At 62.1% G+C, this 24,933-nt stretch carries 25 protein-coding genes; 18 read left to right on the top strand and 7 right to left on the bottom strand.

The features are described from left to right. Nucleotides 1-4: 4 nt before the first annotated feature. Nucleotides 5-466 carry an Lrp/AsnC family transcriptional regulator gene (locus Q9295_RS17095; RefSeq protein ID WP_306681797.1) on the bottom strand — a complete coding sequence of 154 codons (462 nt, stop codon included), beginning with the start codon at nucleotides 464-466 and terminating at the stop codon, nucleotides 5-7. Nucleotides 467-608: 142 nt separating this feature from the next. Here Q9295_RS17095 and cobA point away from each other — a divergent pair, with 142 nt between their 5' ends. The 6 genes from cobA to Q9295_RS17065 all read left to right on the top strand — a co-directional run bounded on the left by cobA (nucleotide 609) and on the right by Q9295_RS17065 (nucleotide 5,486). Continuing rightward, complete coding sequence (cobA, locus tag Q9295_RS17090; protein WP_306681796.1) at nucleotides 609-1,361, top strand: uroporphyrinogen-III C-methyltransferase; 753 nt, start codon at nucleotides 609-611, stop codon at nucleotides 1,359-1,361. Next, complete coding sequence (locus Q9295_RS17085; RefSeq protein WP_306681795.1) at nucleotides 1,358-1,666, top strand: DUF2849 domain-containing protein; 309 nt, start codon at nucleotides 1,358-1,360, stop codon at nucleotides 1,664-1,666. Before cobA ends, Q9295_RS17085 begins: the two co-directional genes overlap by 4 nt. Continuing rightward, nucleotides 1,659-3,326, top strand: a complete 1,668-nt coding sequence (locus Q9295_RS17080; protein ID WP_306681794.1) for a nitrite/sulfite reductase — start codon at nucleotides 1,659-1,661, stop codon at nucleotides 3,324-3,326. The genes Q9295_RS17085 and Q9295_RS17080 overlap by 8 nt, the downstream gene beginning before the upstream one ends. Next, nucleotides 3,316-4,074, top strand: coding sequence for a phosphoadenylyl-sulfate reductase (locus tag Q9295_RS17075; protein WP_306681793.1), 759 nt, complete (start codon nucleotides 3,316-3,318; stop codon nucleotides 4,072-4,074). Before Q9295_RS17080 ends, Q9295_RS17075 begins: the two co-directional genes overlap by 11 nt. A gap of 73 nt (nucleotides 4,075-4,147) precedes the next feature. Then, nucleotides 4,148-4,552, top strand: coding sequence for a DUF934 domain-containing protein (locus tag Q9295_RS17070; protein WP_373457479.1), 405 nt, complete (start codon nucleotides 4,148-4,150; stop codon nucleotides 4,550-4,552). 100 nt (nucleotides 4,553-4,652) lie between these two features. Next, nucleotides 4,653-5,486, top strand: a complete 834-nt coding sequence (locus Q9295_RS17065) for a ferredoxin--NADP reductase (RefSeq protein WP_306681805.1) — start codon at nucleotides 4,653-4,655, stop codon at nucleotides 5,484-5,486. 149 nt (nucleotides 5,487-5,635) lie between these two features. Here the strand turns inward: Q9295_RS17065 and Q9295_RS17060 are convergent, their stop codons facing one another. After that, nucleotides 5,636-6,316, bottom strand: coding sequence for a hypothetical protein (locus Q9295_RS17060; RefSeq protein ID WP_306681792.1), 681 nt, complete (start codon nucleotides 6,314-6,316; stop codon nucleotides 5,636-5,638). Nucleotides 6,317-6,484: 168 nt separating this feature from the next. On the opposite strand from Q9295_RS17060, the gene infC reads away from it, so the two are divergent. Then, nucleotides 6,485-7,075, top strand: a complete 591-nt coding sequence (gene infC, locus Q9295_RS17055; RefSeq protein ID WP_306681791.1) for a translation initiation factor IF-3 — start codon at nucleotides 6,485-6,487, stop codon at nucleotides 7,073-7,075. A 77-nt stretch (nucleotides 7,076-7,152) separates the two neighbouring features. On the opposite strand, the gene Q9295_RS17050 is transcribed toward infC, so the two are convergent. The 5 genes from Q9295_RS17050 to Q9295_RS17030 form a co-directional block, all read right to left on the bottom strand. Next, nucleotides 7,153-8,160 carry an XdhC family protein gene (locus Q9295_RS17050; protein WP_306681790.1) on the bottom strand — a complete coding sequence of 336 codons (1,008 nt, stop codon included), beginning with the start codon at nucleotides 8,158-8,160 and terminating at the stop codon, nucleotides 7,153-7,155. 140 nt (nucleotides 8,161-8,300) lie between these two features. Then, nucleotides 8,301-10,517, bottom strand: coding sequence for an OmpA family protein (locus tag Q9295_RS17045; protein ID WP_306681789.1), 2,217 nt, complete (start codon nucleotides 10,515-10,517; stop codon nucleotides 8,301-8,303). 137 nt (nucleotides 10,518-10,654) lie between these two features. Then, complete coding sequence (locus Q9295_RS17040; RefSeq protein WP_306681788.1) at nucleotides 10,655-11,929, bottom strand: vWA domain-containing protein; 1,275 nt, start codon at nucleotides 11,927-11,929, stop codon at nucleotides 10,655-10,657. 74 nt (nucleotides 11,930-12,003) lie between these two features. Beyond that, on the bottom strand, nucleotides 12,004-12,918 hold the full coding sequence (locus tag Q9295_RS17035) for an AAA family ATPase (RefSeq protein ID WP_306681787.1): 915 nt from the start codon (nucleotides 12,916-12,918) through the stop codon (nucleotides 12,004-12,006). Between the two features lie 67 nt (nucleotides 12,919-12,985). Next, entirely contained in the window at nucleotides 12,986-13,900 is a 915-nt protein-coding gene (locus tag Q9295_RS17030) for a LysR substrate-binding domain-containing protein (RefSeq protein WP_306681786.1), read from the bottom strand. 137 nt (nucleotides 13,901-14,037) lie between these two features. On the opposite strand from Q9295_RS17030, the gene Q9295_RS17025 reads away from it, so the two are divergent. From Q9295_RS17025 to Q9295_RS16975, 11 genes are all read left to right on the top strand, one after another. Next, the gene (locus Q9295_RS17025) at nucleotides 14,038-15,258 is read left to right on the top strand and encodes an acyl-CoA dehydrogenase (protein WP_306681785.1); all 1,221 of its coding nucleotides are present in this window, start codon (nucleotides 14,038-14,040) and stop codon (nucleotides 15,256-15,258) included. Between the two features lie 228 nt (nucleotides 15,259-15,486). After that, complete coding sequence (locus tag Q9295_RS17020; protein ID WP_306681784.1) at nucleotides 15,487-16,458, top strand: phosphoadenosine phosphosulfate reductase; 972 nt, start codon at nucleotides 15,487-15,489, stop codon at nucleotides 16,456-16,458. Nucleotides 16,459-16,575: 117 nt separating this feature from the next. Then, nucleotides 16,576-17,616 carry a dihydroorotase gene (pyrC, locus tag Q9295_RS17015; RefSeq protein ID WP_306681782.1) on the top strand — a complete coding sequence of 347 codons (1,041 nt, stop codon included), beginning with the start codon at nucleotides 16,576-16,578 and terminating at the stop codon, nucleotides 17,614-17,616. Nucleotides 17,617-17,752: 136 nt separating this feature from the next. Continuing rightward, complete coding sequence (locus Q9295_RS17010) at nucleotides 17,753-18,457, top strand: orotate phosphoribosyltransferase (RefSeq protein WP_306681781.1); 705 nt, start codon at nucleotides 17,753-17,755, stop codon at nucleotides 18,455-18,457. Between the two features lie 377 nt (nucleotides 18,458-18,834). After that, complete coding sequence (locus Q9295_RS17005) at nucleotides 18,835-20,349, top strand: replicative DNA helicase (protein ID WP_306681780.1); 1,515 nt, start codon at nucleotides 18,835-18,837, stop codon at nucleotides 20,347-20,349. 81 nt (nucleotides 20,350-20,430) lie between these two features. Continuing rightward, nucleotides 20,431-21,480 (top strand): alanine racemase, encoded by a 1,050-nt coding sequence (gene alr, locus Q9295_RS17000; protein ID WP_306681779.1) that lies wholly within the window; start codon nucleotides 20,431-20,433, stop codon nucleotides 21,478-21,480. Then, on the top strand, nucleotides 21,480-22,265 hold the full coding sequence (locus Q9295_RS16995; protein WP_306681778.1) for an MlaE family ABC transporter permease: 786 nt from the start codon (nucleotides 21,480-21,482) through the stop codon (nucleotides 22,263-22,265). The genes alr and Q9295_RS16995 overlap by 1 nt, the downstream gene beginning before the upstream one ends. Then, nucleotides 22,262-23,008, top strand: coding sequence for an ABC transporter ATP-binding protein (locus Q9295_RS16990; RefSeq protein WP_306681777.1), 747 nt, complete (start codon nucleotides 22,262-22,264; stop codon nucleotides 23,006-23,008). Before Q9295_RS16995 ends, Q9295_RS16990 begins: the two co-directional genes overlap by 4 nt. Continuing rightward, the gene (locus Q9295_RS16985; protein ID WP_306681776.1) at nucleotides 23,005-23,385 is read left to right on the top strand and encodes a hypothetical protein; all 381 of its coding nucleotides are present in this window, start codon (nucleotides 23,005-23,007) and stop codon (nucleotides 23,383-23,385) included. Before Q9295_RS16990 ends, Q9295_RS16985 begins: the two co-directional genes overlap by 4 nt. Before the next feature lie 53 nt (nucleotides 23,386-23,438). Continuing rightward, nucleotides 23,439-23,861 (top strand): paraquat-inducible protein A, encoded by a 423-nt coding sequence (locus tag Q9295_RS16980; protein ID WP_306681775.1) that lies wholly within the window; start codon nucleotides 23,439-23,441, stop codon nucleotides 23,859-23,861. Further along, entirely contained in the window at nucleotides 23,854-24,861 is a 1,008-nt protein-coding gene (locus Q9295_RS16975; RefSeq protein ID WP_306681774.1) for an LLM class flavin-dependent oxidoreductase, read from the top strand. Before Q9295_RS16980 ends, Q9295_RS16975 begins: the two co-directional genes overlap by 8 nt. The last annotated feature ends 72 nt before the right edge of the window (nucleotides 24,862-24,933 follow it).

Raw genomic sequence — 24,933 nt, 5'->3', positions numbered from 1 at the left:
CGGCTCAAAGTGGCAGCGTCGTCGTGGATTTGATCTCTTCCATGCTCAGCAAAGCCGTCACATTATAAATCCGCACTTCGGAGATCAGGGCTTGATAGAACTGATCATAAGCGCGGGCATTCTTCACGCGGACCTTTAGGATATAGTCGATATCCCCGGCCAGCCGATGCGCTTCCATCACCTCGGGGCGCTCTTTCAACGCTTTCAGGAACTTGCGCTGCCAATCGGCCTCATGCTCGGACGTGCGGATCAGCACGAAGAAGCAGGCCTCTAAGCCCAAAGCCTCGGGATCAAGGATCGCGGTGGTGCGCGCAATCACGCCCATATCCTTCATCTTACGAATCCGGTTCCAAACCGGCGTCTTCGACGAACCCACCCGGCGGGCGATTTCATCCAAGGATTGCTCAGCATCCTTTTGCAGTTCCGACAGGATTTTCCGGTCCAGATCGTCCAGAGCGACAGCCATTCCTTGAAACCTCCCATCGGTGGAACATGTGTTCCCCTTTGCCGCAGTATCGGAACAATGATCCTTATCCGCAAGGGGATCTGGCAAAAATGAGGGAAAATCTTCTATATAGAGACCAGAAACTCCAGTCCGGATGCCCGCCATGCCGCAATTTCATCCCGTCTTCTTCGTCGGCGCCGGTCCCGGCTCGGCCGATCATTTGACGATGGCGGCCGCGCGCGCGCTTTCCGCGGCCGAGGTGGTCATTCATGACCGCCTCGTCGGCGCCGAGGTGCTAGAGCTGGCCCCGCCGCAAGCACGCCGCATCGACGTGGGCAAAGAGGGATTTGGCGCTTCCACCGCGCAATCTGAGATCAACCGGATCCTTGTCGAGGCCGCACAAAGCGGCGCGCGGGTCGTGCGGCTGAAAGGCGGCGATTGCGGCGTCTTTGGACGTTTGGATGAAGAAATCGAAGCGCTCGAGGCGCAAGGCCTTATCTTCCGCATCCTGCCCGGCCTGACCACCGCTTCCGTCGCCGCCGCCGCCATTGGCCAAAGCCTGACCAAGCGGGGCCGCAACACCGGGCTGCGCATCCTCACCGGCCATGTGATGGAAGGCTTTGCCGAGCAAGATTGGCGCGGCCTTGCCCGTCCGGGTGAAGTTGCCGCGATCTACATGGGTAAGAAATCCGCCCGCTACCTGCAGGGTCGGCTGATGATGCATGGCGCCTCGCCCGAGACCGCCGTCACCGTGGTTGAGAATGTCTCACGCGATGACCAGCGCATTCTTTCCGCCACGCTTGCGACCCTGCCCACCGCTGTGGCCGAGCTTTCGGGCCCCGCGATCCTTCTATACGGCCTTGCCCCGCGCGCGGCCGCCCCCGCCATCGACCAGCTGAAGGAGGCCCGCGCATGAGCCGTAGCTTCACCCCGAAAGTCGTCACCGCCAACCGCTTGCGCGAAGGCGATGTGGTCTATCTCACCGCCGATGATCGTTGGTCGCTTGTGCACCATGAGGCCGAGCTGATCGAGGATGAGGCGCATGGCCAGCTGCGGCTGCTGCATGCCAATGCCGCGAAACTGGAAGTGGTTGGCGCCTATTTGGCCGACGCCAAGCAGGGCCCGAACGGGCCTGAGCCCACCCATTTCCGCGAAGCCTTCCGCACCCGCGGCCCCTCGAACTACGCCCACGGCAAGCAAGTGGATCTTACGAATGTATGACTACACCGATTTTGACGAGTCCTTCGTGCGGGCCCGCGTGGCGCAATTCACCGATCAGGTAGAGCGTCGTTTGGACGGCAGCCTGACCGAAGAAGAGTTCCGGCCTTTGCGTTTGATGAACGGCCTTTATCTGCAGCTGCATGCTTATATGCTGCGGGTCGCGATCCCTTATGGCACGATCAATCCGCGTCAGATGCGCCAGCTGGCGATGATCGCCCAGACCTATGACAAAGGCTACGGCCATTTCACCACCCGGCAGAACATCCAGTTCAACTGGCCGAAACTGCCCGATGTGCCAGCGATCCTCTCGGCTCTGGCCGATGTTGGCATGCATGCGATCCAGACCTCGGGCAATTGCGTGCGCAACGTGACGGCGGACCATTTCGCTGGGGCCTCGGCCGATGAGATCGAAGACCCGCGTCCCTATGCCGAGCTTTTGCGGCAATGGTCGACCGACCACCCCGAGTTCCAGTTTCTGCCGCGCAAGTTCAAGATCGCCATCACCGGCGCACCGAATGACCGCGCGGTGACAGGCGCGCATGACATCGGGTTGCGGATGACCCGCAATGAAGTCGGTGAGCCGGGCTTTACCGTGCTCGTAGGCGGCGGCCTTGGCCGCACGCCGATGGTCGGCATGGTGGTGCGGGACTTCCTGCCGGTGAATGATCTTCTGCCTTACGTCGAGGCGGTGCTCAGCGTCTATAACGTGCTGGGCCGGCGCGATAATAAGTACAAAGCCCGCATCAAGATTACCTTGCATGAGACCGGCAAAGCCGAAATCTCGCGCATGATCGAAGAGCGCTTTGCAGAGCTGCGCCCGCTTTTTGGCGGCGCCGATCAGGCGCTGTTGGACAGCATTCGCGCGGCCTTTGCGCCGCCCGCCTTCCGCGATGCGCCCACTGAAGCCTATGATGCCTTCTACAAAGCTGATCCTGTGTTCCGCGCTTGGGCCGATCGCAACCTCGCCCAGCATAGGGCCGAGGGCTATGCGATTGTCACCGTTAGCCTCAAGGCGCACGGCGACACCCCCGGCGATGCGACGGCGGATCAGATGCGGCTTCTGGCCGACCTGGCTGAGCGCTACGGCCATGATGAGCTGCGCATCAGCCATGAGCAAAACGTGATCCTGCCACATGTCCATAAATCTGACCTGCCGGCACTGCATGCGGCCTTGGCGCAGGCCGGGCTTGCCACGGCCAATGTGGGGCTCGCGTCCGATATCATTGCCTGCCCTGGCATGGATTACTGCGCGCTGGCCACCGCCCGCTCGATCCCGGTTGCACAAGAGCTGGCGCTGAAACTGCGCGAAGTTGGGCTGGAAGAAGAGGTTGGGCCGCTGAAGATCAAGATCTCGGGCTGCATCAACGCCTGCGGCCACCACCATGTTGGTCATATCGGCATCTTGGGCCTCGACCGCGCCGGAGTGGAAAACTACCAGATCACCCTTGGCGGCGATGGCACCGAAGACACCGTGGTTGGCGAGAAAACCGGCCCCGGCTTTGCCTATGATCAGGTGACGGGCGCGGTGGAGCGCATCCTGCGCGCCTATCTCGCGCAGCGCCACAGCGTCGAGGAAACCTTCTTGCAGGCCTACAAACGGCTGGGGATTGAGCCGTTCAAGGCCGCTCTTTACGCCGAGGCCGGTCGTGATGCCGCGTGATCTTGGGGGCTTGCATGCGGGCCCCGTGGCCGAACGGGTGGCAGCGCTCAATACGCGCTATCGCCACCACTCGGCCACAGCGGTGCTGGAACATGCGCTGAAAGATGCGGATCTGGGCCGGGTCGCCTTGGTTTCATCTTTCGGAGCGGAATCGGTGGTGCTCTTGCACCTTGTGTCTGTCATTGCGCCCGAAACCCCGGTGCTTTTCGTCGACACCCGCATGCTCTTTGCCGAGACCTTGGAGTATCAGCGTCAACTGGCCGACAGCCTGAACCTTTGTGATGTCCGCACCATCCGCGCCAATCCCGCACGGGTGAATTTCGAAGACCCTGACGGAACCCTGCATCAGTTCAACACGGATTCTTGCTGCAATATCCGAAAGGTAGAACCTTTGGAGCGGGCGCTGGCCAAATTTGACGGCTGGATCACCGGGCGCAAGCGCTTTCAGAACTCGGAACGCGGCACCTTAGACTTCTTTGAGAATGAGGGTGACTTCCGCATCAAAGTGAACCCACTCGCCCATTGGGGGCGCGAGGATCTAGAAGAATATATGGTGGAAAACCGTCTGCCCCGGCACCCACTGGTGGCCAAGGGATACCCTTCGATCGGCTGCGCGCCCTGCACGAGTCCGGTGAAACCTGGCGAAGACCCACGCTCGGGTCGCTGGCGTGGCCAGGCCAAATCTGAATGCGGCATCCATTTCACCGGCGGCGCGGTCGTCCGTCAACCAAAGGACAGCGCGGCTTAAACAGGAACCAAATTTCTTCACAGAAATTTGCCAAATTCGTTTGAACGAATTTGCTGCGCGAGAGGAGAATACGTTGAGCATTATTGTCACCGACATTGGCTTCGAACCCGCCACGGCGCGCAACATTGTCCCGCTGGCCGAACGCACGCCGGAAACCGTTGCCTTGGATCTCGCCAATACCGATGATCCGGATCTGCTTGAGGGCAAGCTTGACGGCATCACTTTGATCCGGGTGGCCTTTCCCGCCTTCTCAGACGGGCGCGCCTTTACCATCGCGCGGCGGCTGCGGATGCTCGGCTATAAGGGCCAGCTTCTCGCCCATGGTCATATCATCGCCGATCAATATGCCATGGCGCGGCGGGTGGGCTTTGACGGGGCCGAGATCTCGGAAGAACTCGCCGCGCGCCAGCCTTGGGAGCAATGGCAGTCTCGCGCTGATTGGCGGGCGCATGACTACCAAGCGCGTCTGCGCGCCTAAACGCCGTCTCACTTCAACGTGCCGCAGGGTCCGGGGGCTTTCCCCTCGCCCAAGCCTGACGTAGAAGAAAGCCCTGCCCATGACCTCCGAGACCCTTGTGATGAACGCATCTGTGCCCCCCTCGCCCGCGACCCCGGACCGTCCGGCCAAGCCGCATCTGCCCGATGCGCAGACCGTCACCCAAGTGACGCATTGGACCGACCGGCTGTTCAGCTTCCGCGTCTCGCGCCCGGCCAGCTTGCGCTTCCGCTCGGGCGAGTTTGTGATGATCGGCCTCATGGGCGACAACGGCAAACCCTTGCTGCGCGCCTATTCCATCGCCTCGCCGGCTTGGGACGAAGAGCTGGAATTCTATTCGATCAAAGTGCCGGAAGGCCCGCTGACCTCGAAACTCCAGCACATTAAAGTCGGTGACGAGATCATTATGCGTCCCAAGCCCGTTGGTACATTGGTGCATGATGCTTTGCTTCCCGGCAAAAGGATTTGGTTCTTGGCCACCGGCACCGGCCTTGCCCCCTTCGCCTCACTGATGCGCGAGCCGGAGACCTATGAGAAATATGAACAAGTCATCATGATGCACACCTGCCGCACGGTGGATGAGCTGGAATATGGCCGCCAACTGGTGGAGAGCCTGAAGGATGATCCGCTGATCGGCGAATTGGTGGGCGATAAGCTTCTGTATTACCCGACCTGCACCCGTGAGGAGTTCCACCACATGGGTCGCGTCACCGATAACCTCACTTCGGGTAAAGTCTTTGAAGACCTTGGCCTACCGAAGATGAACCCCGAAGAGGACCGCGCGATGGTGTGCGGATCTTTGGCCTTCAACGTCGATGTCAAGGCGATCCTTGAAGGTTTCGGGCTTGAGGAAGGCGCCAACTCGGACCCCAAGCAATTCGTGGTCGAAAAGGCCTTTGTTGGCGAAGGTATCTAAGCCGCCACATGCTTACCCATTAAAAAAGGGCGGCAGGAGATCTTCCTGCCGCCTTTTTCTGTGTCGCCTTGGGGCGGGGATGCCCCCATAGGAAAGGGCCGCGCGGTTTCCCTCGCGGCCCGAAAGCTCTTGCGAAATTTGCCTGAGCCTCAGAGGCCCAGAGCGGCCTTCACTTGTGCGATCGTGTCGGCGGCCAGTGCCGGATTGGCTTTGGCAGCCTCGACAGCCGTTTTCAGTGCAGCTTTGGTGGTGGCGTCCAGCGAGGACCCCTCAATCATCGCGGCCACGGCATCCGCATTGAAATTCGCCGGGTCAAGCACCGCAGCAGCAGCATCGCCTGCCGCGCCAGCAGCCTCGCCCGCAGCGGCGGCTGCGTCACCGGCAGCTTCACCTGCAGCAGCTGCTGCATCACCAGCGGCTTCACCGGCCGCTTCAACGGCATCGCTCGCGGCTTCGGCTGCGCCTTCGGCGGCTTCGGTCACGGCGTCAGCAGCCGCATTGGCGGCGGCAGCAGCCTCTTCAGCGGCTTTCGCAGCGGCGGCAGCAGCCTCTTCAGCGGCTTTCGCAGCGGCGGCAGCCGCCTCTTCCTCAGCAGCCTTGGCGGCAGCAGCGGCCTCTTCTTCCGCAGCCTTTGCAGCGGCAGCAGCAGCCTCTTCTGCCTTCTTGGCTTCTTCCGCAGCAGCGGCAGCAGCCTTCTCGGCCTCGGCCTTCGCAGCAGCTTCCGCCGCAGCCACCGCAGCAGCCTCTTGAGCGGGCTTATAGCTGAATTGATAATAGCCAGCAGCGGCCAGCAGGACCACAACGGCCCCGATGATAACATTCTTGTTCATGTCAATCTCCCATGACCGGGTTTCCCGGATGGGATTGCATATGCCATTGCGTCAGCCAATTGGGAAGTCTTTCAGCCCACACTGCCGATATCCTTTCCCAATCTTGGTGGTTTTCGCTTGCTTTTACCGTGAAAACCCAAGAATGGGCGGGGTTGAACCGCCCCGGCCTTGCGCGTAGATTGGGAGGGTTCAGTCACAACCGAAAGGACCACCACCATAGCCCGTCGTCCGCACAATGCGCCGCCGCCCAGCCGCGATAACGGCCCGCGCATCAACGACCGCATCCGCGCCCCTGAAATCCGCTTGATCGGCGCCGATGGCGAAAACGTTGGGGTCGTCACCCCGGCGCGCGCCCTGATCATGGCTGAAGAGGCCGGTCTGGATCTTGTCGAGATCTCGCCCAACGCTGAACCTCCTGTCTGCAAAATCATGGACTTTGGTAAGTTCAAGTACGAGACGCAGAAGAAAGAGGCCGAAGCGCGCAAGAAGCAGAAGGTCATCGAGATCAAGGAAATCAAATTCCGTCCTGGCACGGATGAGAATGACTATCAGGTCAAGATGCGTTCGGTCCTGAAGTTCCTTGGCGAGGGCGACAAGGTGAAGATCACTTTGCGCTTCCGTGGCCGTGAGATGGCCCACCAACAGCTGGGGCTTGAGCTTCTGCACCGGGTTGCCGCTGATGTGGCCGAAGCGGGCAAAGTGGAATCGATGCCGAAGCTGGAAGGCCGGCAAATGGTGATGATGATCGGCGCGAAATAAGCGCTGGATCAGATCGTTACACGTCGGGGGCCATTGGCCCCCGTCTGCATTTTTGGGCCAAGCTTATCGCCAACCGCTTAGCCCCCCTGCCGCAGCACCTGCGTTATTTGAGCAAGGATCGATATTGCAATCTCGGCCGGGGTTTTGGCACCAATCGCCAAGCCCACCGGGGCGTGGATACGGGTAATTCCTTCCGGTCCGATCCCGGCATTCTCCATCCGCTCAAGCCGTTGCGCATGGGTGCGGCGCGACCCAAGACAGCCAAGGTAGAAGCAATCCGACGCCAGCGCCGCCAGGATCGCCGGATCATCAAGCTTCGGGTCATGGGTCAAAGTGACCACCGCCGTGCGGCTGTCAGGCCTCAGCTCAGCCAAGGCCTCATCAGGCCAGTCATCGACCAGTCGCTCACCGGGAAAGCGCGCCGGGGCGCCAAAGCTGCCACGCGGGTCGATCACGGTCGGATCATAGCCCGCAAGCCGCGCCATTGGCACCAAGGCCTGCGCGATATGCACCGCCCCCACGATGATCAGCCGCAAGGGCGGGTTGTGAATGGCCAAAAAGCGCCCGCCCTCCTCCATGCCGGAAAGATCGCTGCGAAAGCGTGCATCGGCGGCGGCGTCTTCTCCGGGACGGATCAACTGGCGTGCCCAAGTCTCGGTGTCGACCTCAATCGCAATCGGCCGCCGCGCCGACCGCGCATTGACGACGACGCCGACCATCTCTTCCGAGAGCCGCGCGTCGCCTTCGCCCAAAGGCTCGACCAGAACCCGAATGGTGCCTCCGCACGCCAAACCAACCGAAAAGGCCGAGTCATCGCTGACCCCAAAGCTCAAAAGCCGCGGCTGGCCGTCGATGATCGCCTCAAGCGCTTCGGTCACCACCGCGCCTTCCACGCAACCACCCGAGACGGAGCCGGTGATCTCGCCCTGCCCCGAGACCGCCAATTGGCTGCCGGGCTGGCGCGGGGCAGACCCCCAAGTCTCGACCACAGTGGCCAAGGCCGCGCCACGCCCCTCGCGCTGCCAGTGCAGCGCTGTCTCAATGATGCTGTCATAATCCGGCGACTTGGCTGGCTGTTCGGTCATGCGGGCCTCCCTCTGGCGGCATGATGCGACGCGGCACAGTCGCAGACCACTGGCAAAAGGTCTTAAGCCGCTCAGCAGGCCATAAGAAAGCCCCGCCCGGCAGGTACCGGACGGGGCCGAAGCCTTTCACGCAGAGGCGCTTAGCGCGGCAGAGCCGTGCGCATCAAGGGCGTGATCAGCCGCACGACCACCCGGCGATTGGCACGCTCATCGCCGCCACTCTCGATCTTCAACTCAGATTCGCCATAGCCCTGCACCACCATGTTCTCCGGCGGAATGTCGAAATATTCCGTCAAAGCCAGCGCCAAGGATTCCGCACGGCGGTCCGAGAGCGCGAGGTTAGACGAGGCCGAGCCGACGGCATCGGTGTGGCCTTCGATCAAGAACACCTCATCGGGGTTGGCCGCCAGCAGCTGCTGGATCAGCCGACCGATGTCGGAAAGCTTGCGCGCTTCCGAAGCCTTGATGCCCGAGGAGCCGGTGTCGAAGGTGATGTTATCCACCTCGATCATCGCGGCCAGAGCGCGCACCTGCGGGATCTCACGGATCTGGCGCAGGCTGAACTTGCGTCCCAGTTCGGCGGCCTCCATCGCCGCCATCTCGGCCTTCAGACCTGCATCGCTGTCCGAGGTCGAAATCCTCACCCGGTCCGGGCGCGGTTGCGGCAAGCGGCTGATATCAATGCGCTCTTCAGGATAGAGATCATCAATCAAGATCCGCTCACGGCCGTCTTGGTCATAGGCCGCACGGCGCAGAACCCGGCCCGAGGCATCGCGCACCGTCACCACTTGCGTGCCATCAGCGCGCTGCACCACGGTGCGGATCGAGCCGTCACGATAGGTCTCGGTCGTGGTTTGCACACCCGGACGGCGCAGCACCGCATCGTCATCTTTATAGACAGAATAGCTGCCATCGGCGTTCTGCACGACCACGCGGTCGCCGGTGTTCGACACCACTTCGCGGGTGTCTTTCTTGCTGTTGTTGATCACCGAGCCGACGACCAAGGCGCCAAGCGCGACCAAGCCGGCCTTCTCAAGATTCGAAAGGCCCGACTTTTTGCCCTTGGAGACCGCAACCGGGGCGGCGGCGAATTCCTGCTCGGAGGTACGGGTGTTCTCAGCCGAGACAACCTCGCTGACCACAGCCACCGGAGCGGCCTCGGCCGGCACCTCACCTTCGGCCGCCGGAGCACCCGAGGTTGAAAGCGTGGCGTTGGCGGCTTCTGGCAGTGCCACTTCGGGGAGTTCTGCCGTCGCTTCGCCTTCGGCCGGAGTCTCACCTTCCACCGGAGCTTCTACGCCTTCGGCGATCTCTTCGGTCACCGTCGGCAGGGCAAGGATGTTGCCGAGCGCCCCCGCGGCCTCTTCGGTCACCACCGGCTCATCCACCGGCTCGACATCGGCCGTGGTGGCAGGATCACTGGCCAAATCGGTTGCGGCCTCTTCTTCCGGCAAAAGCGGATCCGCCGGTGCATCGGTCGCCGTCGGGTCAGCTGCGGGATCGGTCACAGCATCAGCAGGTGCTGCTTCTTCGGCGGCAGGCCCATCGGTCACGGCCGGATCCGTTGCCTCATCCGTCACCACCGGCTCACCGGTTGCAGGATCGATCAGATTGGCGTCATTGGCATCCGCATCTGCTGCGGGTTCTGCCGGCACCTCGGCGGCGGGCTCAGCCGCTTCGGCGGCTTCGGCCTCGGCGGCAGCGGCTTCGGCCTCACCGTCAACCACAGCGCCTTCGGCGGCGGCAGCTTCTGCGGCTGCAGCTTCAGCCTCGGCAGCGGCGGCAGCTGCAGCGGCTTCCGCCTCAGCCTGTGCGGCTTCTGCATCGCTTGCGGCTTGGGCGGCGGCTTCGGCTTCAGCTGCGGCGGCGGCATCCGCCTCAGCGGCGGCGCGGGCGGCCTCTTCCTCGGCAGCGGCCTGAGCGGCAGCGGCTTCATCCGCGACACGCGCCGCCTCTTCCTCGGCAGCGGCCTGCGCGGCCTCTGCTTCGGCGGCAACGCGCGCGGCTTCTTCTGCGGCAGCCGTCTGGGCGGCTTCAGCCTCAGCCGCGGCTTGGGCGGCAGCAGCCTCAGCTTCAGCCGCAGCGGCAGCCGCCGCAGCTTCAGCTTCTGCCGCCGCGGCCTCGGCCTCTGCTTGTGCGGCAGCCGCCTCGGCTGCAGCGGCGGCTTCGGCGTCTTTCAAAGCGCGGGTGATCGCATCAAGATCACATTTCGCTTCGGCCGTGGGCGTGCAAAGCACGGCACCATCAGGGCCGATCACTGAACCATCCGCGGTCACGCTTTGGGCATAAGCGGGCATGATGGGAGCGGTCGACAAAGCGACCGAAAGAGCTGTGGTGCAGGTTAGAAGCTTGCGCATTCCCTATCCTTTGCTGAGCGCCATTGGGCCCGGGTGATTCCCGGCAATGGCGTTTTGATGGCTTCAGCTAAGCCAGTGCGGCCCCGCTATGCCATAACAACCCGTTGTTATGAGACTGGTTCCGCCGATGATGAGGCCTACCGCTCTTGTGCCATCGCCTGCAGGAGACGCGCCCGCTCGCCATTGTCGTGCGGATCGGACAGGGCTTTGGCCAAAGCCTCAAGCGAGGCGATGGAATGGGCGGCGCGGAAGCTGTCGACGTAAGGCAGCATCGCCTTGATCCCGCTGGCTTTTGGCGCAAAGCCAGTCCAGCGCAGCAAGGGGTTCAGCCAGATGAGCCGCCGGCAGGAGAGCTGCAAACGCTGCATCTGGCGGGCCAATTGGCCGGTCTCATCGCGGTCAAGCCCGTCGGTGATCAGCAAGACCACCGCGCCCTGCCCCAAAACCCGCCGCCCCCAATCGCGGTTGAAGGCCAAAAGCGAGGCGCCAATCCGGGTGCCGCCCGACCAGTCCTGCGCCTCTTGCCCCGCGGCAGCCAGCGCCGCATCGACATCGCGGGCACGCAAATGGCGGGTGATATTGGTCAGCCTTGTGCCGAAGGTGAAGGCATGCACCTGCCCCCAAGCTTGGGCCTTTTTGCTGCCGCTTGGGCCGTGGCGATTGGCCACCGCATGGACAAAATGCAAGACCATGCGGCTGTAATCCGACATTGAGCCCGAGATGTCGCAAAGCACCACCAGATTGGGCCAGCGGATCAGGGGCGCTTTGCGGGCGATGCGCTCGATCTCGCCGCCGCGCCGCATCGCCTCACGCAAGGTGCGGCGCGGATCGAGTTGAGGGCCAAGCACGGCGGCGCGGCTGCGGCGGCTGGGGAGCGGGCGGACTGGCAAGCTTAGCGTGGCGAGGACGCGTTTGGCGGCTTGGATCTCTTCGATCGACATTTGCTCAAAGTCGAGATGGCGCAGGCGTTCGGTGGTTGAGATTGTGGCGGTGGCGTCAATCTCAATCTCTTCGCGCGGGGCCGCCTCGGGCGGCGGCGGCAATTGGCCATCAAGCAAAGCTTCAGCCGCGCGCTTTTCCCCCGCATCGGCGGGACGGTCGGTCTGAGCGCCGCGGATCTGCGGCAGCATCAGGCTCATCATCTGTTCGAGATAGCGCGGATCACGCCAGAAAAGCCGGAAGATCTGCGCGAAGATCAGACGCTCTTCGGGGCAGCTGACCAGCACGGCTTGCAAAGCATGAAAGAAATCCGCGCGCTGGGTGAAACCCACCGCTTCAACCGCGCGTATCGCGTCCAGTGTGCGGCCCGGACCGACCGGGAGCCCCGCTTTGCGCAAAGCCCGGATGAAATGAGTGATGTTTTGCGCAAGTTTGGGGTCTGGCGGCAGGGGGAGATCGGGGAGTGTGCTCATGACGGCAGCCGGGGGGCTTCACGCCCCCCGGACCCCCCGTGGGATATTTGAAGACAGAAAATGATAAAGGCCGCTCATACGGGGGCAAGGTCGCGGCGGACCTCCTCCAAGAGCCGTTTGGCGGTGCTGCCTTCGATCTTTTGGATGTCGTCTTGGTATTTGAGGACGGCGCCAAGCGTGTCGGAGATGGTCTCAGGGCTGAGCGCGATGACATCGAGGGCGAGAAGGCATTTCGCCCAATCAATGGTCTCAGCCACGCCAGGTTTCTTGAAGAGATCCTCTTGGCGCAGGCGTTGGACGAAGCCGACGACTTCGCGGCTGAGGGCTGCAGAGGCCTCGGGCGCGCGGGCTTGCAGGATGGAAAGTTCGCGGGTGAGATCGGGGAAATCGACCCAGTGGTAAAGGCAGCGGCGTTTCAGCGCGTCATGCACTTCGCGGGTGCGGTTGGAAGTGAGGATAACAATCGGCGGCTCGGGCGCGCGAATGGTGCCAAGCTCGGGGATGGTGACTTGGAAGTCGGAAAGGGCTTCGAGAAGGAAGGCTTCAAAGGGTTCATCGGTGCGATCGATCTCATCAATGAGGAGTATCGGGGCACCACCTTCTTGCGGACGCATAGCCTCCAAGAGCGGGCGGGCGATCAGGTAGTCTTCCGAGAAAAGATCTGATTTCAATAGATTGCGACCCGATCCTGAAGTGACTTCTGAACTGCGGATCGCGATCATCTGCGCGGCAAAGTTCCACTCCGCCACCGCCGAAGCGGCATCGAGCCCCTCATAGCATTGCAACCGGATCAGCCGACGGCCCAAGGCCTTGGCGAGGGTCTTGGCGATCTCGGTCTTGCCGACGCCTGCTTCCCCCTCAAGGAAAAGCGGGCGGCCTAGGCGGAGCGACAGGAAGATCACCGTCGCCAGCGCCCGGCTGGCGACATAGTTGTGCTGGGCGAGAAGCGTCTCAACCGCATCTATGCTGTCGGGGATGGTTTGGGTCATTTGGCCTCCGGCCGCGATGCTGCGGCGCGGGCGGGCCGTGGGTCAAGTCTGCTCTGCCAGCTTGCGACTAAGGTGCTGACTGTGGCGGGTCATGCGGGGCGAGATCTTGGCTTGCCCCCAGCCAATCGCGGAACGAGGCAAGCGGAGCGCGCAGCGGCCGCCCTTCGGGCCAGGTGAGGTAATAGGCACCAAGCGCGGGGACCGGACCGCCAAAAGCCGGCAGGAGGCGTCCGGCGGCGAGGTCTTCTTCAATCAGGAAAACCGGCATCAGGGCCAGCCCCATGCCATGGATCGCGGCCTGCGCCATGGTGGAGAATTGGTCGAACAGCATCGCCGGGGGGCGGATGTTCGGATGGTTGTGATGGCTGAGCCAGCGCGCCCAATCACCGCTGCGGCTATCAAGCTGCAAAAGCGGCAAGTCCATGATCTCCAAGGCAGAATGGATTGGCTTTTGCAAAAGCGAAGGCGCGCCGACGGCCAGAACCTGTTCCTCCATAAGTTTAAGGTAGCTCACACCCGGCCAGTCCTTACGGCCATAATGGATCGCCGCATCAAAGCCGGTGGCGGCGAAATCGAAGGGGCGCAGGCGCGTGGAGAGGTTCACCGTAACCTCGGGATGGGCGCGGGCGAAATTGGCCAGACGCGGCGCCAGCCAATGCATGCCAAAGGCCGGCAGAATCGCCAGATTGAGCGTGCCGCCGCGCGGATTGGCCCGCAAGTTCAGCGACGCATCGGAAAGGATTTTCAGCGCCTTACGCGCCTCAGATACAAAGTCCTGCCCGCCGGGGGTTAGCCGCAACTGCCGCCCCTGCCGGATCAGAACCGGCGCGCCCAAAGCCTCTTCAAGCGATTGTAATTGTTTCGAAATTGCGCCTTGCGTTAGCGACAACTCCTGCGCCGCCGCCGCCGTAGTTCCAAGACGGTCCAGCGCGTCCAAAGCGTGCAAGGCGGTCAGGCTGGGCAGATGGCGGCGCGGGATCATCTATTCCATATCCTCATATATAGCGGATGGAGTTTCGATAGTCCCGCCCGCGCTTTCATGCAAGGATAACCGCCAATGGAGCCGCATCTCAAAACACGGCCCCGCCCCGAGGCCAAAAGCTGCGAAAAGGACCGAGCATGACCGACAAACCCAAACTGAAGGCCAAGGACGCGCCGGATCTGTCGCGCTTTGACTGGGAAGACCCCTTCCGCATGGATCTGCAACTGACCGAAGATGAGCGGATGCTGCGCGATGCCGCCCGCACCTTCGCGCAAGAAAAGCTGCAGCCGCGCGTGATTGCCGCTTATCGCGAGGAAAGCACCGATCCGAACATCTTCCGCGAAATGGGTGAGATGGGGCTTCTGGGCGTGACCGTGCCGGAAGAATACGGCGGGCTTGGCGCCTCTTATGTGGCTTATGGTCTGGTGGCGCGCGAGGTTGAGCGCGTCGATTCCGGCTATCGCAGCATGATGTCGGTGCAGTCGAGCTTGGTGATGTATCCGATCTATGCCTATGGCTCGGAAGCGCAGCGCCAGAAATATCTGCCGAAACTGGCCTCGGGCGAGTGGATCGGCTGCTTTGGTCTGACCGAGCCGGATGCAGGTTCGGACCCGGCTGGCATGAAGACCGTCGCCAAGAAAACCGCCAATGGCTATGTGCTCAACGGCGCGAAAATGTGGATCTCGAACGCGCCGATCGCGGATGTGTTCGTGGTCTGGGCCAAGTCCGAAGTACATGGCGGCAAGATCCGTGGCTTCGTGCTTGATAAGGGCACCAAGGGCCTGAGCGCGCCGAAAGTGGGCGGCAAGCTCTCGCTTCGCGCCTCGATCACTGGCGAAATCGTCATGGACAATGTCGAAGTCGGCGAAGATGCGCTTTTGCCGAATGTCGAAGGCCTGAAAGGTCCGTTTGGCTGCCTCAATCGCGCACGCTATGGCATCGCTTGGGGCGTGATGGGCTCGGCCGAGTTCTGCCTCAATGCCGCGCGCCAATACGGCCTTGACCGCAAGCAATTCGGCAAACCGATTGCACAGACCCAGCTCTTCCAGCTGAAGCTTGCCAATATGCTGACCGAGACCTCGCTTGGCCTGCAAGCTTGCTTGCGCGTTGGCCGCCTTCTCGACGAGGCTAATGCCGCGCCCGAGATGATCTCGATCATCAAGCGCAACAACTGCGGTAAGGCGCTGGATATTGCGCGCTGGGCCCGTGACATGCATGGCGGCAACGGCATCTCGGAAGAGTTCCAAGTGATCCGTCACATGGTCAACCTTGAGACCGTGAACACCTATGAAGGCACCCATGACGTTCACGCCCTAATTTTGGGCCGTGCGGTCACCGGGTTGCAGGCTTTCTTCTAAGTCTAAAGCTTCATCAACAAGACGAGTTCGCGGCAAGCGGGCGGGGATTTCCTCGCCCGTTTTGCATAAGGCGCCAAGCGCCCCCCGCCCGACCGTTGCGATCTTGAAAACAAAGTGTTGCACAGCCAGGGGGATCGCAGCGGTGATCGTTACTTGTTGTGTAAGACAATTGGACTACAAGAAAGCAGCGCCTCAGGATGTTCTGGCGGTGCGTATGGTGCCGCATTGATGTCCGACCAGCCCTTGATCACCGAAGCTGACCTTACACCTGCCGTAACGGCTGGTGCCTCAGACACGGCTTGGCTGCAGGCTATGGACGCTATTGCGGAAGATGACGGCTATCTTGAGCCTTTGGGCAAAAAGCACTGGGCTTTCTTCGCCGAGGACCGCACCACCCTGCTGGTGACGTTTGAGCGGGCCGAGGCGATCCGATCCCGCCCCGACAAACTGCCGGCGGCTTATGCCATGTGCAAAGAACGCGGCTGGTCATTGCTGACGGTGATTGCCGAAGGTGAGACTTGGTGGCGCGACCGCGCGGTCTGGGGCTATTTCGACCGGCTGGTCGATGACGCGTTTTTCGATGATTTCGACAAGGTTTTGTTCATGGGTGCGGGGCCTGCGGGCCATGCTGCTTGCGCCTATGCCGTAACCGCGCCGGGCTGTTCGGTGTTGGCGATTGCCCCGCGCGCCACGCAAGACCCGCAGATCGTGGGCTGGGATAAGCGCGACTTGGCAGCGCGGCGGATGGATTTCACCTCGCGCTATGGCTATGCGCCCGACATGACCGAAGGCGCTGGCCGGGTCTGGCTGCTGCATGATCCACTGAATGCGCTGGATGCAATGCATGCAGCCCTCTTCCGCGCGCCTTGGGTGACGGCTTTGAAAGCGCCCCACACCCGCGATGCCACAGAACGGGCGCTGTCGGGGATGCAGATCCTTGAAAAGATTATCGAAGAGGCGATGGCGGGCAGCCTGACCGAGGCCAGCTTTGCCAAGCTGTGGCGGGCACGACGCGATTCCTCGCCTTGGCTGCGTGGGCTTTTGGCGCATGTCGCGGCGCAAGACCGCCCGAAATTCGAAGAGATGATTTGCCGTTCAGTGGTCAAACGCATGCGCGCGCCGCGCTTTGCCGCACGGCTGGAACAGCTTGCCGCCGCCGAAATTGCCAAGGCTGAAGCGCCTGAGGCCGAGCAGTCCTAAGCCTCGGCCCCTGCCCTGCGGGCCACCTTCGCACAGCACCAAAGGATTACAGCTGTTTCCATCCGAAATGCTGCGCGCCCTCTGGCACCAAAGCCGCGGATAGGCTAGGCGAGACATATGCAACAGATCACGCTCCGCCGCCCCGATGATTGGCACCTGCACCTGCGCGATGGCGCAATGTTGAAAGGTGTCTTGCCCGAAACCACCCGGCATTTCGCCCGGGCCATCATCATGCCCAATCTGGTGCCTCCGGTGGTGACTTCGGCCGATGCCAGCGCCTACCGCGACCGCATTCTGGCCGCCCTGCCCGATGGCGCGCAGTTTGAGCCTTTGATGACGCTCTACCTTACCGAAGGCACCGATGCTGCGGATGTGGCGGCAGCGGCGGCTTCGGGGCTGGTGAAGGCGGTCAAGCTTTACCCGGCGGGGGCCACGACCAACTCCCATTCCGGCGTGCGCGATTTCGATAAGGTCATGCCGGTCTTGGAGAAAATGGCCGAGATCGGCCTGCCTTTGTGCATGCATGGCGAGGTGGTCACGGCCGAGGTCGACATCTTCGACCGCGAAGCCGTCTTCATCGACACTGTGCTTGATCCCCTGCGCCGCCGCCTGCCGGACCTGCGTGTGGTGATGGAGCATATCACCACCAAACAAGGCGCGGATTATGCGGCGGAAGGTGGCGCCAATCTGGCCGCGACCATCACCACGCATCACCTGATCATCAACCGCAACCATATCTTGGTCGGTGGCATCAAGCCGCATTACTATTGCCTGCCGGTGGCCAAGCGCGAAGAGCACCGTCTGGCTTTGCGCAAAGCCGCGACCAGCGGCAAGGCCTGCTACTTCCTTGGCACCGATTCCGCGCCGCATGTCGATGCGTTGAAAGAGCATGCCTGTGGCTGCGCCGGCTGCTTCACCGCCACCAACACCATGCCGCTTTTGGCGCATGTCTTTGAAGAAGACGGCGCTTTGGAGCGGCTTGAGGCCTTCACCTCATTGAATGGCCCTGCTTTCTACCGCCTGCCCGCCAATGACGCGCAGATCCGGATGGTGAAACATGAAGTGCCGCAAAGCTTCCCGGCCAAGATCCTGACCGAAGCCGGCCCGGTGACCGTCTTCGATCCCGGCTTCCCCGTGCATTGGCAGGTGGAAAGCTGAGCGCCCGCGCTGAGTTGTTCGACGTGATTGCCCCGCCGCAGCCGCGACGCCTCCGGCGGGGGAGTATTTAAGTCAAGATGAAATGGCTGCGCGGCACGCGCGTGGCCCGATGATAACGCTGCCCTAGGAGCCCGCCATGATCCCCGCCGCTTTCCCGCCCAAAGAAGAAATCGCCCGTCTGACGGCGCGCGCCTTTCTGGAAATCGGCGCGGTGCATTTTAATGCCCGCGAGCCCTTCACTCTGGCTTCTGGCCTGCCCTCGCCCACCTACATCGATTGCCGCAAACTGATCTCTTATCCGCGCATCCGCAGCATGTTGATGGATTTTCTGGCGGTGACGGTGATGCGCGAGGCCGGGTTTGAGGCCTTTGACAATATCGCCGGTGGCGAGACGGCGGGCATTCCTTTTGCCGCGTTGGTGGCCGAGCGTCTGGCTTTGCCGATGACCTATGTGCGCAAAAAGCCGAAAGGCTATGGCCGCAACGCGCGCATCGAAGGCGCAATGACGGAAGGCCAGCGGGTCTTGTTGGTTGAAGATCTGACCACCGATGGCGGCTCGAAGCTGTCCTTCGTGGATGCGATCCGCGACACGGGTGCCACTTGCGGCCATACGGCCGTGATCTTCTATTATGGCATCTTCCCCGAGACCGAAGCCCGGCTCGGCGATCATGGCGTGAAGCTTATTCACCTTTGCACTTGGTGGGACATGCTGGCTGAGGCGCGCGCGCAAGGCAGCTTTGACGAAGAGACCCTTGCGGGGGTGGAAGACTTCCTGAAATCGCCGCGCGAATGGCAGGCTCGCGTGGCCGCCGAGCGTGAGGCGGCGCAGCCGAAGGGCTGAGCCTAGCGCTCTCCGGCCCAGCCAACGCCGCCCCAAAGGGCGGCGCAGCTTGGCCATTCTCAGCCAAGACGCCAGATCAACCGGTATATTCGGTGGGCTGTTCTGTGGATGATTTGGGGATAAGCGCCGAATCGGCGTGCTTCTGTGGTAGCATTTCTCCAAATCACCTCCATATCTGGTAGGTTTGTGGAAGATGGCCTGCGAGCCGGGCCTTATCCCGGTTTGGGCCATAGACCTATCCACAGGCTTATCCAGATTGCCCTGCAGGGGTCTGGCAGGCATCAGAGTATGACGCAGCTGCGCCGCCAAAACCCGCTGAGGCGGCGCAGAGACGGCCCCCAGAGGGACGCCCCCTTTTAGGGAAATGAGGAACGGACATGACCGATATCGCAACCCTGCGCCCCGCAACCCTGCCCGCAACGGCAAACGAGCAAACGGAAGCGCTGCCCCATAATATCGAGGCTGAACAGCAGCTTCTGGGCGCGATCTTGGTCAACAATGACATTTACGACCGCATCGCAGCCCTGATCAAAGCCGAGCATTTCTTCGACCCCGTCCATGCGCGGATCTTTGAGATTGCGGCGGCGCGGATCCAAAAGAACGCTTTGGCCTCACCGGTGACCCTTAAGGCCTTTATGGAGGAGGATCCTGGTCTGCGCGAGTTGGGCGGTCCGGCTTATCTTGTGAAGCTGGCAAGCTCGGCGATCTCGGCCTTTGCTGCGCGCGATTACGGGCAGATGATCTATGATCTCGCGGTGCGGCGCGAGCTTATTCAACTGGGCCGCGATATCTCGGCCAAGGCGCAGAAGGTCGAGGTCGACAGCGAGCCGCGCGCCCAGATCACGGAAGCCGAGCAGCGGCTTTACAAGCTGGGCGAGCAAGGTGTCGTTGAGCGTGGTTTCCAAAGCTTCCTGAAAGCGGTGACCGAAGCGGTGAACATCGCCAATGCCGCCTATCAGCGCGGCGGTGGTCTGGCGGGGATTTCCACCGGCCTCATTGATCTTGATAAGAAAATGGGAGGGTTGCATGACAGCGACTTGATTATTTTGGCTGGTCGCCCTTCGATGGGGAAGACCTCGCTTGCGACCAACATCGCCTTCAACATTGCCAAAGCCTTCAAACGCGGCCGCAAGCATGACGGCAGCGAAGGCGCGGTCGAGGGCGGTATCGTCGGCTTCTTCTCGCTCGAGATGTCGGCGGACCAGTTGGCGGCTCGGATCTTGTCAGAAGCCTCGGAAGTGCCCTCCGAGCAGATCCGGCGCGGTGATATGACCGAAAGCGAATTCCGCCGTTTCGTCGATGCCGCCAAGACCTTGGAAAGCTGCCCGCTTTACATTGATGACACCCCCGCTTTGCCGATCTCTCAGGTCGCCGCACGGGCGCGGCGCCTGAAGCGGACGCATGGGCTGGACCTGCTGATCATCGACTATTTGCAGCTTCTGAAAGGCTCGAGCAAAGCCTCGGAGGCGAACCGGGTGCAGGAAGTCTCGGAGATTACTCAAGGCTTGAAGGCGATCGCGAAAGAATTGGCGATCCCGGTGATCGCGCTGTCGCAGCTGTCGCGTCAGGTGGAAAGCCGTGAGGATAAGCGCCCGCAGCTGTCTGACCTTCGGGAATCGGGCTCGATTGAGCAGGACGCCGACGTGGTGATGTTCGTGTACCGCGATGAATATTATAAGGAACGCGAAAAGCCCGGCGATCACGAGCTGGAGAAAATGGCCGCTTGGCAAGAGATCATGGAGCGTGCGCATGGCAAGGCCGAGGTGATCTTGGGCAAGCAGCGTCACGGGCCGATCGGCTCGGTTGAGCTGTCGTTTGAGGGCCGTTTCACGCGCTTTGGCAACTTGGCCAAACCTTGGCAGGGCGAGGGTGAGCCGGACGTGGGCTTCTAATCCGCCGCCCCGCTGCGTCGGGCCTTGCCTAGGCCCGAATTCCCCCTTGACCACGCAAGCACGGACCCGCAAACACCCGCTATGGCTACAGCAACTCTCACCATTGACCTCGATGCGATCGCCAACAACTGGCGCGCGATGGACCGGCTTTCGGGACAGGGCGTACAGACCGGCGCGGTCGTGAAAGCGGACGCCTACGGGCTGGGCGTGCCCCGCGTGGCGCGCGCCTTGGCGCAAGCCGGCGCGCGGCGTTTCTTCGTTGCAGCCTCGGAAGAGGGTGCGGCGGTGCGGCAGGCCTTGGGGCCAGGGCCGCAGATCAACGTGCTCTCAGGCCATATGGCCGGTGACACAGATATGATCGCGGATCTTGATCTGACGCCGATGCTCAATAGCCTTGAGCAGATCACCCGCCATCTGGAAGCCCTGCCCGGCCATGCCTTTGGCGTGCAGCTCGATACCGGGATGAACCGGCTGGGCATCGAGATGCTGGAATGGCAGGCCGTGGCGCCGATCCTTTTGGAAGCAGGCCCGGTGATGCTGATGAGCCATCTGGCTTGCGCAGATGAGCCGGATCACCCGATGAACCTGCTGCAGCTTGAAGCCTTCCACGAAATGACCGACGGCACCGGCATTCCGCGGTCTTTGGCGGCGACGGGCGGCATCATGCTGGGGCCGAAATATCATTTCGACCTCACCCGTCCCGGCATTGGTCTTTACGGTGGCCGTCCCTTCGACACCGCTCAGCGCGTGGTCTCGCTCTCGCTGCCGATCATCCAAACCCGCGAAGTGCAGCCGGGTGAGGCGGTGGGCTATTCCTGCGCTTGGGAGGCCGAGCAGCAATCCATCGTCGCCACTTTGCAGGCAGGCTATGCCGATGGCCTGCTGCGGTCCTTGTCGAACAAGGCCATGCTTTGGGACCGTGAGACGCCCTGCCCGCTGATTGGCCGGGTCTCGATGGATATGATCACCGCTGATATCACCCATCTCAGCGAAATGCCGAAAAGCTTGGACATTCTCGGCCCGCATCAAACGCTGGACGAACTGGCCGATGCCGCCGGTACGATCAGCTATGAGCTGCTGACAGGCATGGGCGCGCGCTATCTGCGCCGCTATCTTGAAGCGCGCAACTGATGCAGGCGGTGAGCAGCCTTCTAGCCGCCATCGGCCGCCCGGTGCTGGCGCTCTTGGCAGCCATTGGCCGGGTTGCGATCTTCGCCGCTGAGGCTTTGGGGCATATGCTCCGCCCCCCCTTCTATTGGCGCGAATTCGGCCAGCAGGTCATGCAAATCGGCTGGTTCAGCCTGCCGGTCGTCGGCATGACTGCGATTTTCACCGGCGGGGCCTTGGCCTTGCAGATCTACGCCGGCGGCAACCGCTTTGGGGCTGAGGCTGTGGTGCCGCAGATCGTGGCCATTGGCATGGCCCGCGAGCTTGGCCCCGTCTTGGGCGGCCTTATGGTGGCGGCGCGCGTTGCCTCTTCCATCGCGGCCGAGATCGGCACGATGAAGGTCACCGAGCAGATCGACGCTCTGACCACGCTTTCCACCCATCCGATGAAATATCTGACCGTGCCGCGGATCTTGGCGGCAACGCTGACCGTGCCGGTTCTGGTCGCGGTCGGCGATGCGATCGGCATCATGGGCGGCTGGCTTGTCGGCATCACCCGGCTTGATTTCAACTCGGCCACTTATCTGAAAAACACCGTCGATTTCCTGCAATTTTGGGACATCGGCTCGGGCCTTGTCAAAGGCGCGGTCTTTGGCTTCCTTGTCGCGCTGATGGGCTGCTATCACGGCATGAACTCGGCCCGCGGCGCGCAAGGCGTGGGGGCTGCAACCAAATCCGCCGTTGTTGCGGCCTCGGTTCTGATCTTGGCCGCCAATTACCTGCTGACAGAGGTGTTCTTCTCGGCATGATCGAGCTTTCCGGCGTCACCAAATCCTTCGGACCGAACCACGTTTTGCGCGGGGTGGATCTGGTGATCCCCAAAGGCACCAGCATGGTGGTGATCGGCGGCTCGGGCACCGGCAAATCAGTGCTCTTGAAGTCGATCTTGGGCCTCGTGCGCCATGACAGCGGCACGATTACGCTGGACGGCGAGGATGTCACCAAGGCCGAGCGCGACGCTTTCCTCGCCCGTTTTGGCATGCTGTTCCAAGGTGGCGCTTTGTTCGACAGCCTGAAGGTCTGGGAGAATGTCGCCTTCCGCCTGCTGCGCGGCAGCCTCAAACGCCCCAAGGACGAGGCCCGCGCCATCGCGATCGAAAAGCTGCGCCGCGTGGGCCTGCGTGAAACCGTCGCCGACCTCTACCCGTCTGAGCTTTCGGGCGGCATGCAAAAGCGCGTCGGCCTTGCCCGCGCCATCGCCGCCGAGCCCGAGATCATCTTCTTTGACGAACCCACCACCGGGCTTGATCCAATCATGTCCGGCGTGATCAATGATCTGATCCGCGAGATTGTGGTCGAGATGGGGGCAACCGCGATGACGATCACGCATGATATGTCCTCGGTTCGCGCCATTGCCGATCAAGTGGCCATGCTGCACGGCGGCCTCGTGCGCTGGACCGGGCCGGTTGCGGATCTCGACAGCACCTCAGATCCTTACGTACAACAGTTCATCCACGGTCGCGCACATGGCCCGATTGAGGCGGTGCGGTGAACGCTGACTTCCTAACCGAAGTTCTGACGCCCTCACCAATATTGCATTGGCTTTTGATCGCCCTCCCCGCCACGCTGGCTTTGGCCGGTCTTATGGGGGCCTTGCAGCGCGAACCGGGCAATCGCAGGCTGGCCGCTTGGGCGACGGTTTTGGTGGTCTGGCTTTTCGTCCCCCTGCAATTTGACGACCCGGTGCTGGCGCAGCTGTCGCAAGCGGCGAGCATGCTGGCTTGGCTGGGGCTTTTGGGGCACTGGGCCAAACACGTCTGGTTCAACCGCCCAACCCCGGTCTGGGCGCATGGCTTGGTGATCACCCATGTGGTGGCGATCTTGATCGCGGGTCTGGTCGCGCTTTTCCGCGCGGCCCTTGCGGCCTAAGCCCGCAGCGCAGGCCCTTGACCTTCGCCGCCTGCACTGGCACCCCGAGGCCCATGCGTTATCTCAACCTTGCCCTGTTGGTCCTTTTTCCCATCGCATGGTTTGCGCCTCTGATGCGGGCAGCGCTTTTGCCGATCTTTGGGATGACGGAAATTTCGGTGATGACCGGGCTGCAATCTTTGTGGCAAAGCGACTTGCCACTGGCACTCGTGGTGACCTTTCTTGCGATCTTCGCACCTTACGCCAAGACTATCGGCCTTGCCCTTCTGCATTGGCAGCTCTTGTCGCCGCGCGCTTTGCCCGCCCTGCGGCATATGGGCAAACTTGCGATGGCCGATGTCTTCCTAATCGCGCTCTATATCGTGATCGCAAAAGGCGCGGGTCACGTTACGGTTGACGTCGCTTGGGGCCTATATCTCTTCACAGGCTGCATTCTGGCCTCGATCTTCATCTCTTGGAGGGCCGATCATGGCTGATCCCGCCAAACTCTCGCTTTTGGACCTGGTACGCGTGCGCGAAGGCCGCGATGCCTCGGATGCCTTGGCCGAGGCGCAAGACACCGCCGCATTGGTCGATCAACTGGGCTTCACCCGCTATTGGGTGGCCGAGCATCACAATATGGAAGGCATCGCTTCCGCCGCGACCTCGGTGGTGCTGGCGCATGTCGGCCAGCGCACCAAGGGGATCCGGCTCGGCGCCGGGGGCATCATGCTGCCCAACCATGCGCCCTATATCATCGCCGAGCAATTCGGCACACTTGCGCGGCTTTTTCCAGGCCGGGTGGATCTCGGCCTGGGCCGCGCGCCCGGTACCGATCAGGCGACGCTGCGCGCGATCCGCACCACCAACAACCGCGCGCAAGAGTTCCCGCAGGATGTGGAGGAGCTCTTCCATTGGTTCGAGCCTGATAATGATCCCGGCTATATCCGCGCCTATCCGGCAGCGGGGGCGAAGATTGACTTCTGGATGCTTGGCTCTTCCACCTTCGGCGCCATGCTCGCAGCCGAGCTTGGCCTGCCTTATGCCTTCGCCAGCCATTTCGCGCCGGATCATTTGCATGAGGCGATGCAGCTTTACCGGAGCCGCTTCAAACCTTCGAAATATCTGGCAAAACCCTATGCCGCGATGGGTGCTCATGTGGTCTGCGCCGAGACGACTGAGGAAGCCAAACGCCTCTTCACCACCACGCAGATGAGCTTTTGCGGCATCTTGCGCAACGACCGCCGCCTCTCGCCGCCCCCGATCGATGCGATCGACGACTATTGGACGCCGCAAGAGCGCGCCCATGTCAGCCGCATGCTCTCTTGCGCTGTCGTCGGCACGCCCGAGCAAGTGCAGCGTGGCCTCGACCGGCTGGTGATGGAGACCGGCGTCGATGAGTTGATCGTGATGAGCGATGTCTATGACATCGAGGCCCGCCGCAGCTCCTTGCAACTGACGGCGGATGCTTGGGGTCTCACTCCAAGGCAAGCTTAAGCACCCTTAGGGTCAGGACCCATTGATTATCCACTCGCGGCGTGATTCAGGCTCCGCGAGGAGACTGACAGA

Source organism: Pseudogemmobacter lacusdianii, from assembly GCF_030848395.1.
GTDB lineage: Bacteria > Pseudomonadota > Alphaproteobacteria > Rhodobacterales > Rhodobacteraceae > Pseudogemmobacter > Pseudogemmobacter lacusdianii.
This window is presented reverse-complemented; position numbering and strand designations above follow the sequence as displayed.

What these genes read in the sequence shown, in the direction of transcription:
- Q9295_RS17095 (WP_306681797.1), bottom strand. Translation starts at nt 466, where the DNA reads ATGGCTGTCGCTCTGGACGATCTGGACCGGAAAATCCTGTCGGAACTG.
- cobA (WP_306681796.1), top strand. Translation starts at nt 609, where the DNA reads ATGCCGCAATTTCATCCCGTCTTCTTCGTCGGCGCCGGTCCCGGCTCG.
- Q9295_RS17085 (WP_306681795.1), top strand. Translation starts at nt 1,358, where the DNA reads ATGAGCCGTAGCTTCACCCCGAAAGTCGTCACCGCCAACCGCTTGCGC.
- Q9295_RS17080 (WP_306681794.1), top strand. Translation starts at nt 1,659, where the DNA reads ATGTATGACTACACCGATTTTGACGAGTCCTTCGTGCGGGCCCGCGTG.
- Q9295_RS17075 (WP_306681793.1), top strand. Translation starts at nt 3,316, where the DNA reads ATGCCGCGTGATCTTGGGGGCTTGCATGCGGGCCCCGTGGCCGAACGG.
- Q9295_RS17065 (WP_306681805.1), top strand. Translation starts at nt 4,653, where the DNA reads ATGAACGCATCTGTGCCCCCCTCGCCCGCGACCCCGGACCGTCCGGCC.
- Q9295_RS17060 (WP_306681792.1), bottom strand. Translation starts at nt 6,316, where the DNA reads ATGAACAAGAATGTTATCATCGGGGCCGTTGTGGTCCTGCTGGCCGCT.
- Q9295_RS17050 (WP_306681790.1), bottom strand. Translation starts at nt 8,160, where the DNA reads ATGACCGAACAGCCAGCCAAGTCGCCGGATTATGACAGCATCATTGAG.
- Q9295_RS17045 (WP_306681789.1), bottom strand. Translation starts at nt 10,517, where the DNA reads ATGCGCAAGCTTCTAACCTGCACCACAGCTCTTTCGGTCGCTTTGTCG.
- Q9295_RS17040 (WP_306681788.1), bottom strand. Translation starts at nt 11,929, where the DNA reads ATGAGCACACTCCCCGATCTCCCCCTGCCGCCAGACCCCAAACTTGCG.
- Q9295_RS17035 (WP_306681787.1), bottom strand. Translation starts at nt 12,918, where the DNA reads ATGACCCAAACCATCCCCGACAGCATAGATGCGGTTGAGACGCTTCTC.
- Q9295_RS17030 (WP_306681786.1), bottom strand. Translation starts at nt 13,900, where the DNA reads ATGATCCCGCGCCGCCATCTGCCCAGCCTGACCGCCTTGCACGCTTTG.
- Q9295_RS17025 (WP_306681785.1), top strand. Translation starts at nt 14,038, where the DNA reads ATGACCGACAAACCCAAACTGAAGGCCAAGGACGCGCCGGATCTGTCG.
- Q9295_RS17020 (WP_306681784.1), top strand. Translation starts at nt 15,487, where the DNA reads ATGTCCGACCAGCCCTTGATCACCGAAGCTGACCTTACACCTGCCGTA.
- pyrC (WP_306681782.1), top strand. Translation starts at nt 16,576, where the DNA reads ATGCAACAGATCACGCTCCGCCGCCCCGATGATTGGCACCTGCACCTG.
- Q9295_RS17010 (WP_306681781.1), top strand. Translation starts at nt 17,753, where the DNA reads ATGATCCCCGCCGCTTTCCCGCCCAAAGAAGAAATCGCCCGTCTGACG.
- Q9295_RS17005 (WP_306681780.1), top strand. Translation starts at nt 18,835, where the DNA reads ATGACCGATATCGCAACCCTGCGCCCCGCAACCCTGCCCGCAACGGCA.
- alr (WP_306681779.1), top strand. Translation starts at nt 20,431, where the DNA reads ATGGCTACAGCAACTCTCACCATTGACCTCGATGCGATCGCCAACAAC.
- Q9295_RS16995 (WP_306681778.1), top strand. Translation starts at nt 21,480, where the DNA reads ATGCAGGCGGTGAGCAGCCTTCTAGCCGCCATCGGCCGCCCGGTGCTG.
- Q9295_RS16990 (WP_306681777.1), top strand. Translation starts at nt 22,262, where the DNA reads ATGATCGAGCTTTCCGGCGTCACCAAATCCTTCGGACCGAACCACGTT.
- Q9295_RS16980 (WP_306681775.1), top strand. Translation starts at nt 23,439, where the DNA reads ATGCGTTATCTCAACCTTGCCCTGTTGGTCCTTTTTCCCATCGCATGG.
- Q9295_RS16975 (WP_306681774.1), top strand. Translation starts at nt 23,854, where the DNA reads ATGGCTGATCCCGCCAAACTCTCGCTTTTGGACCTGGTACGCGTGCGC.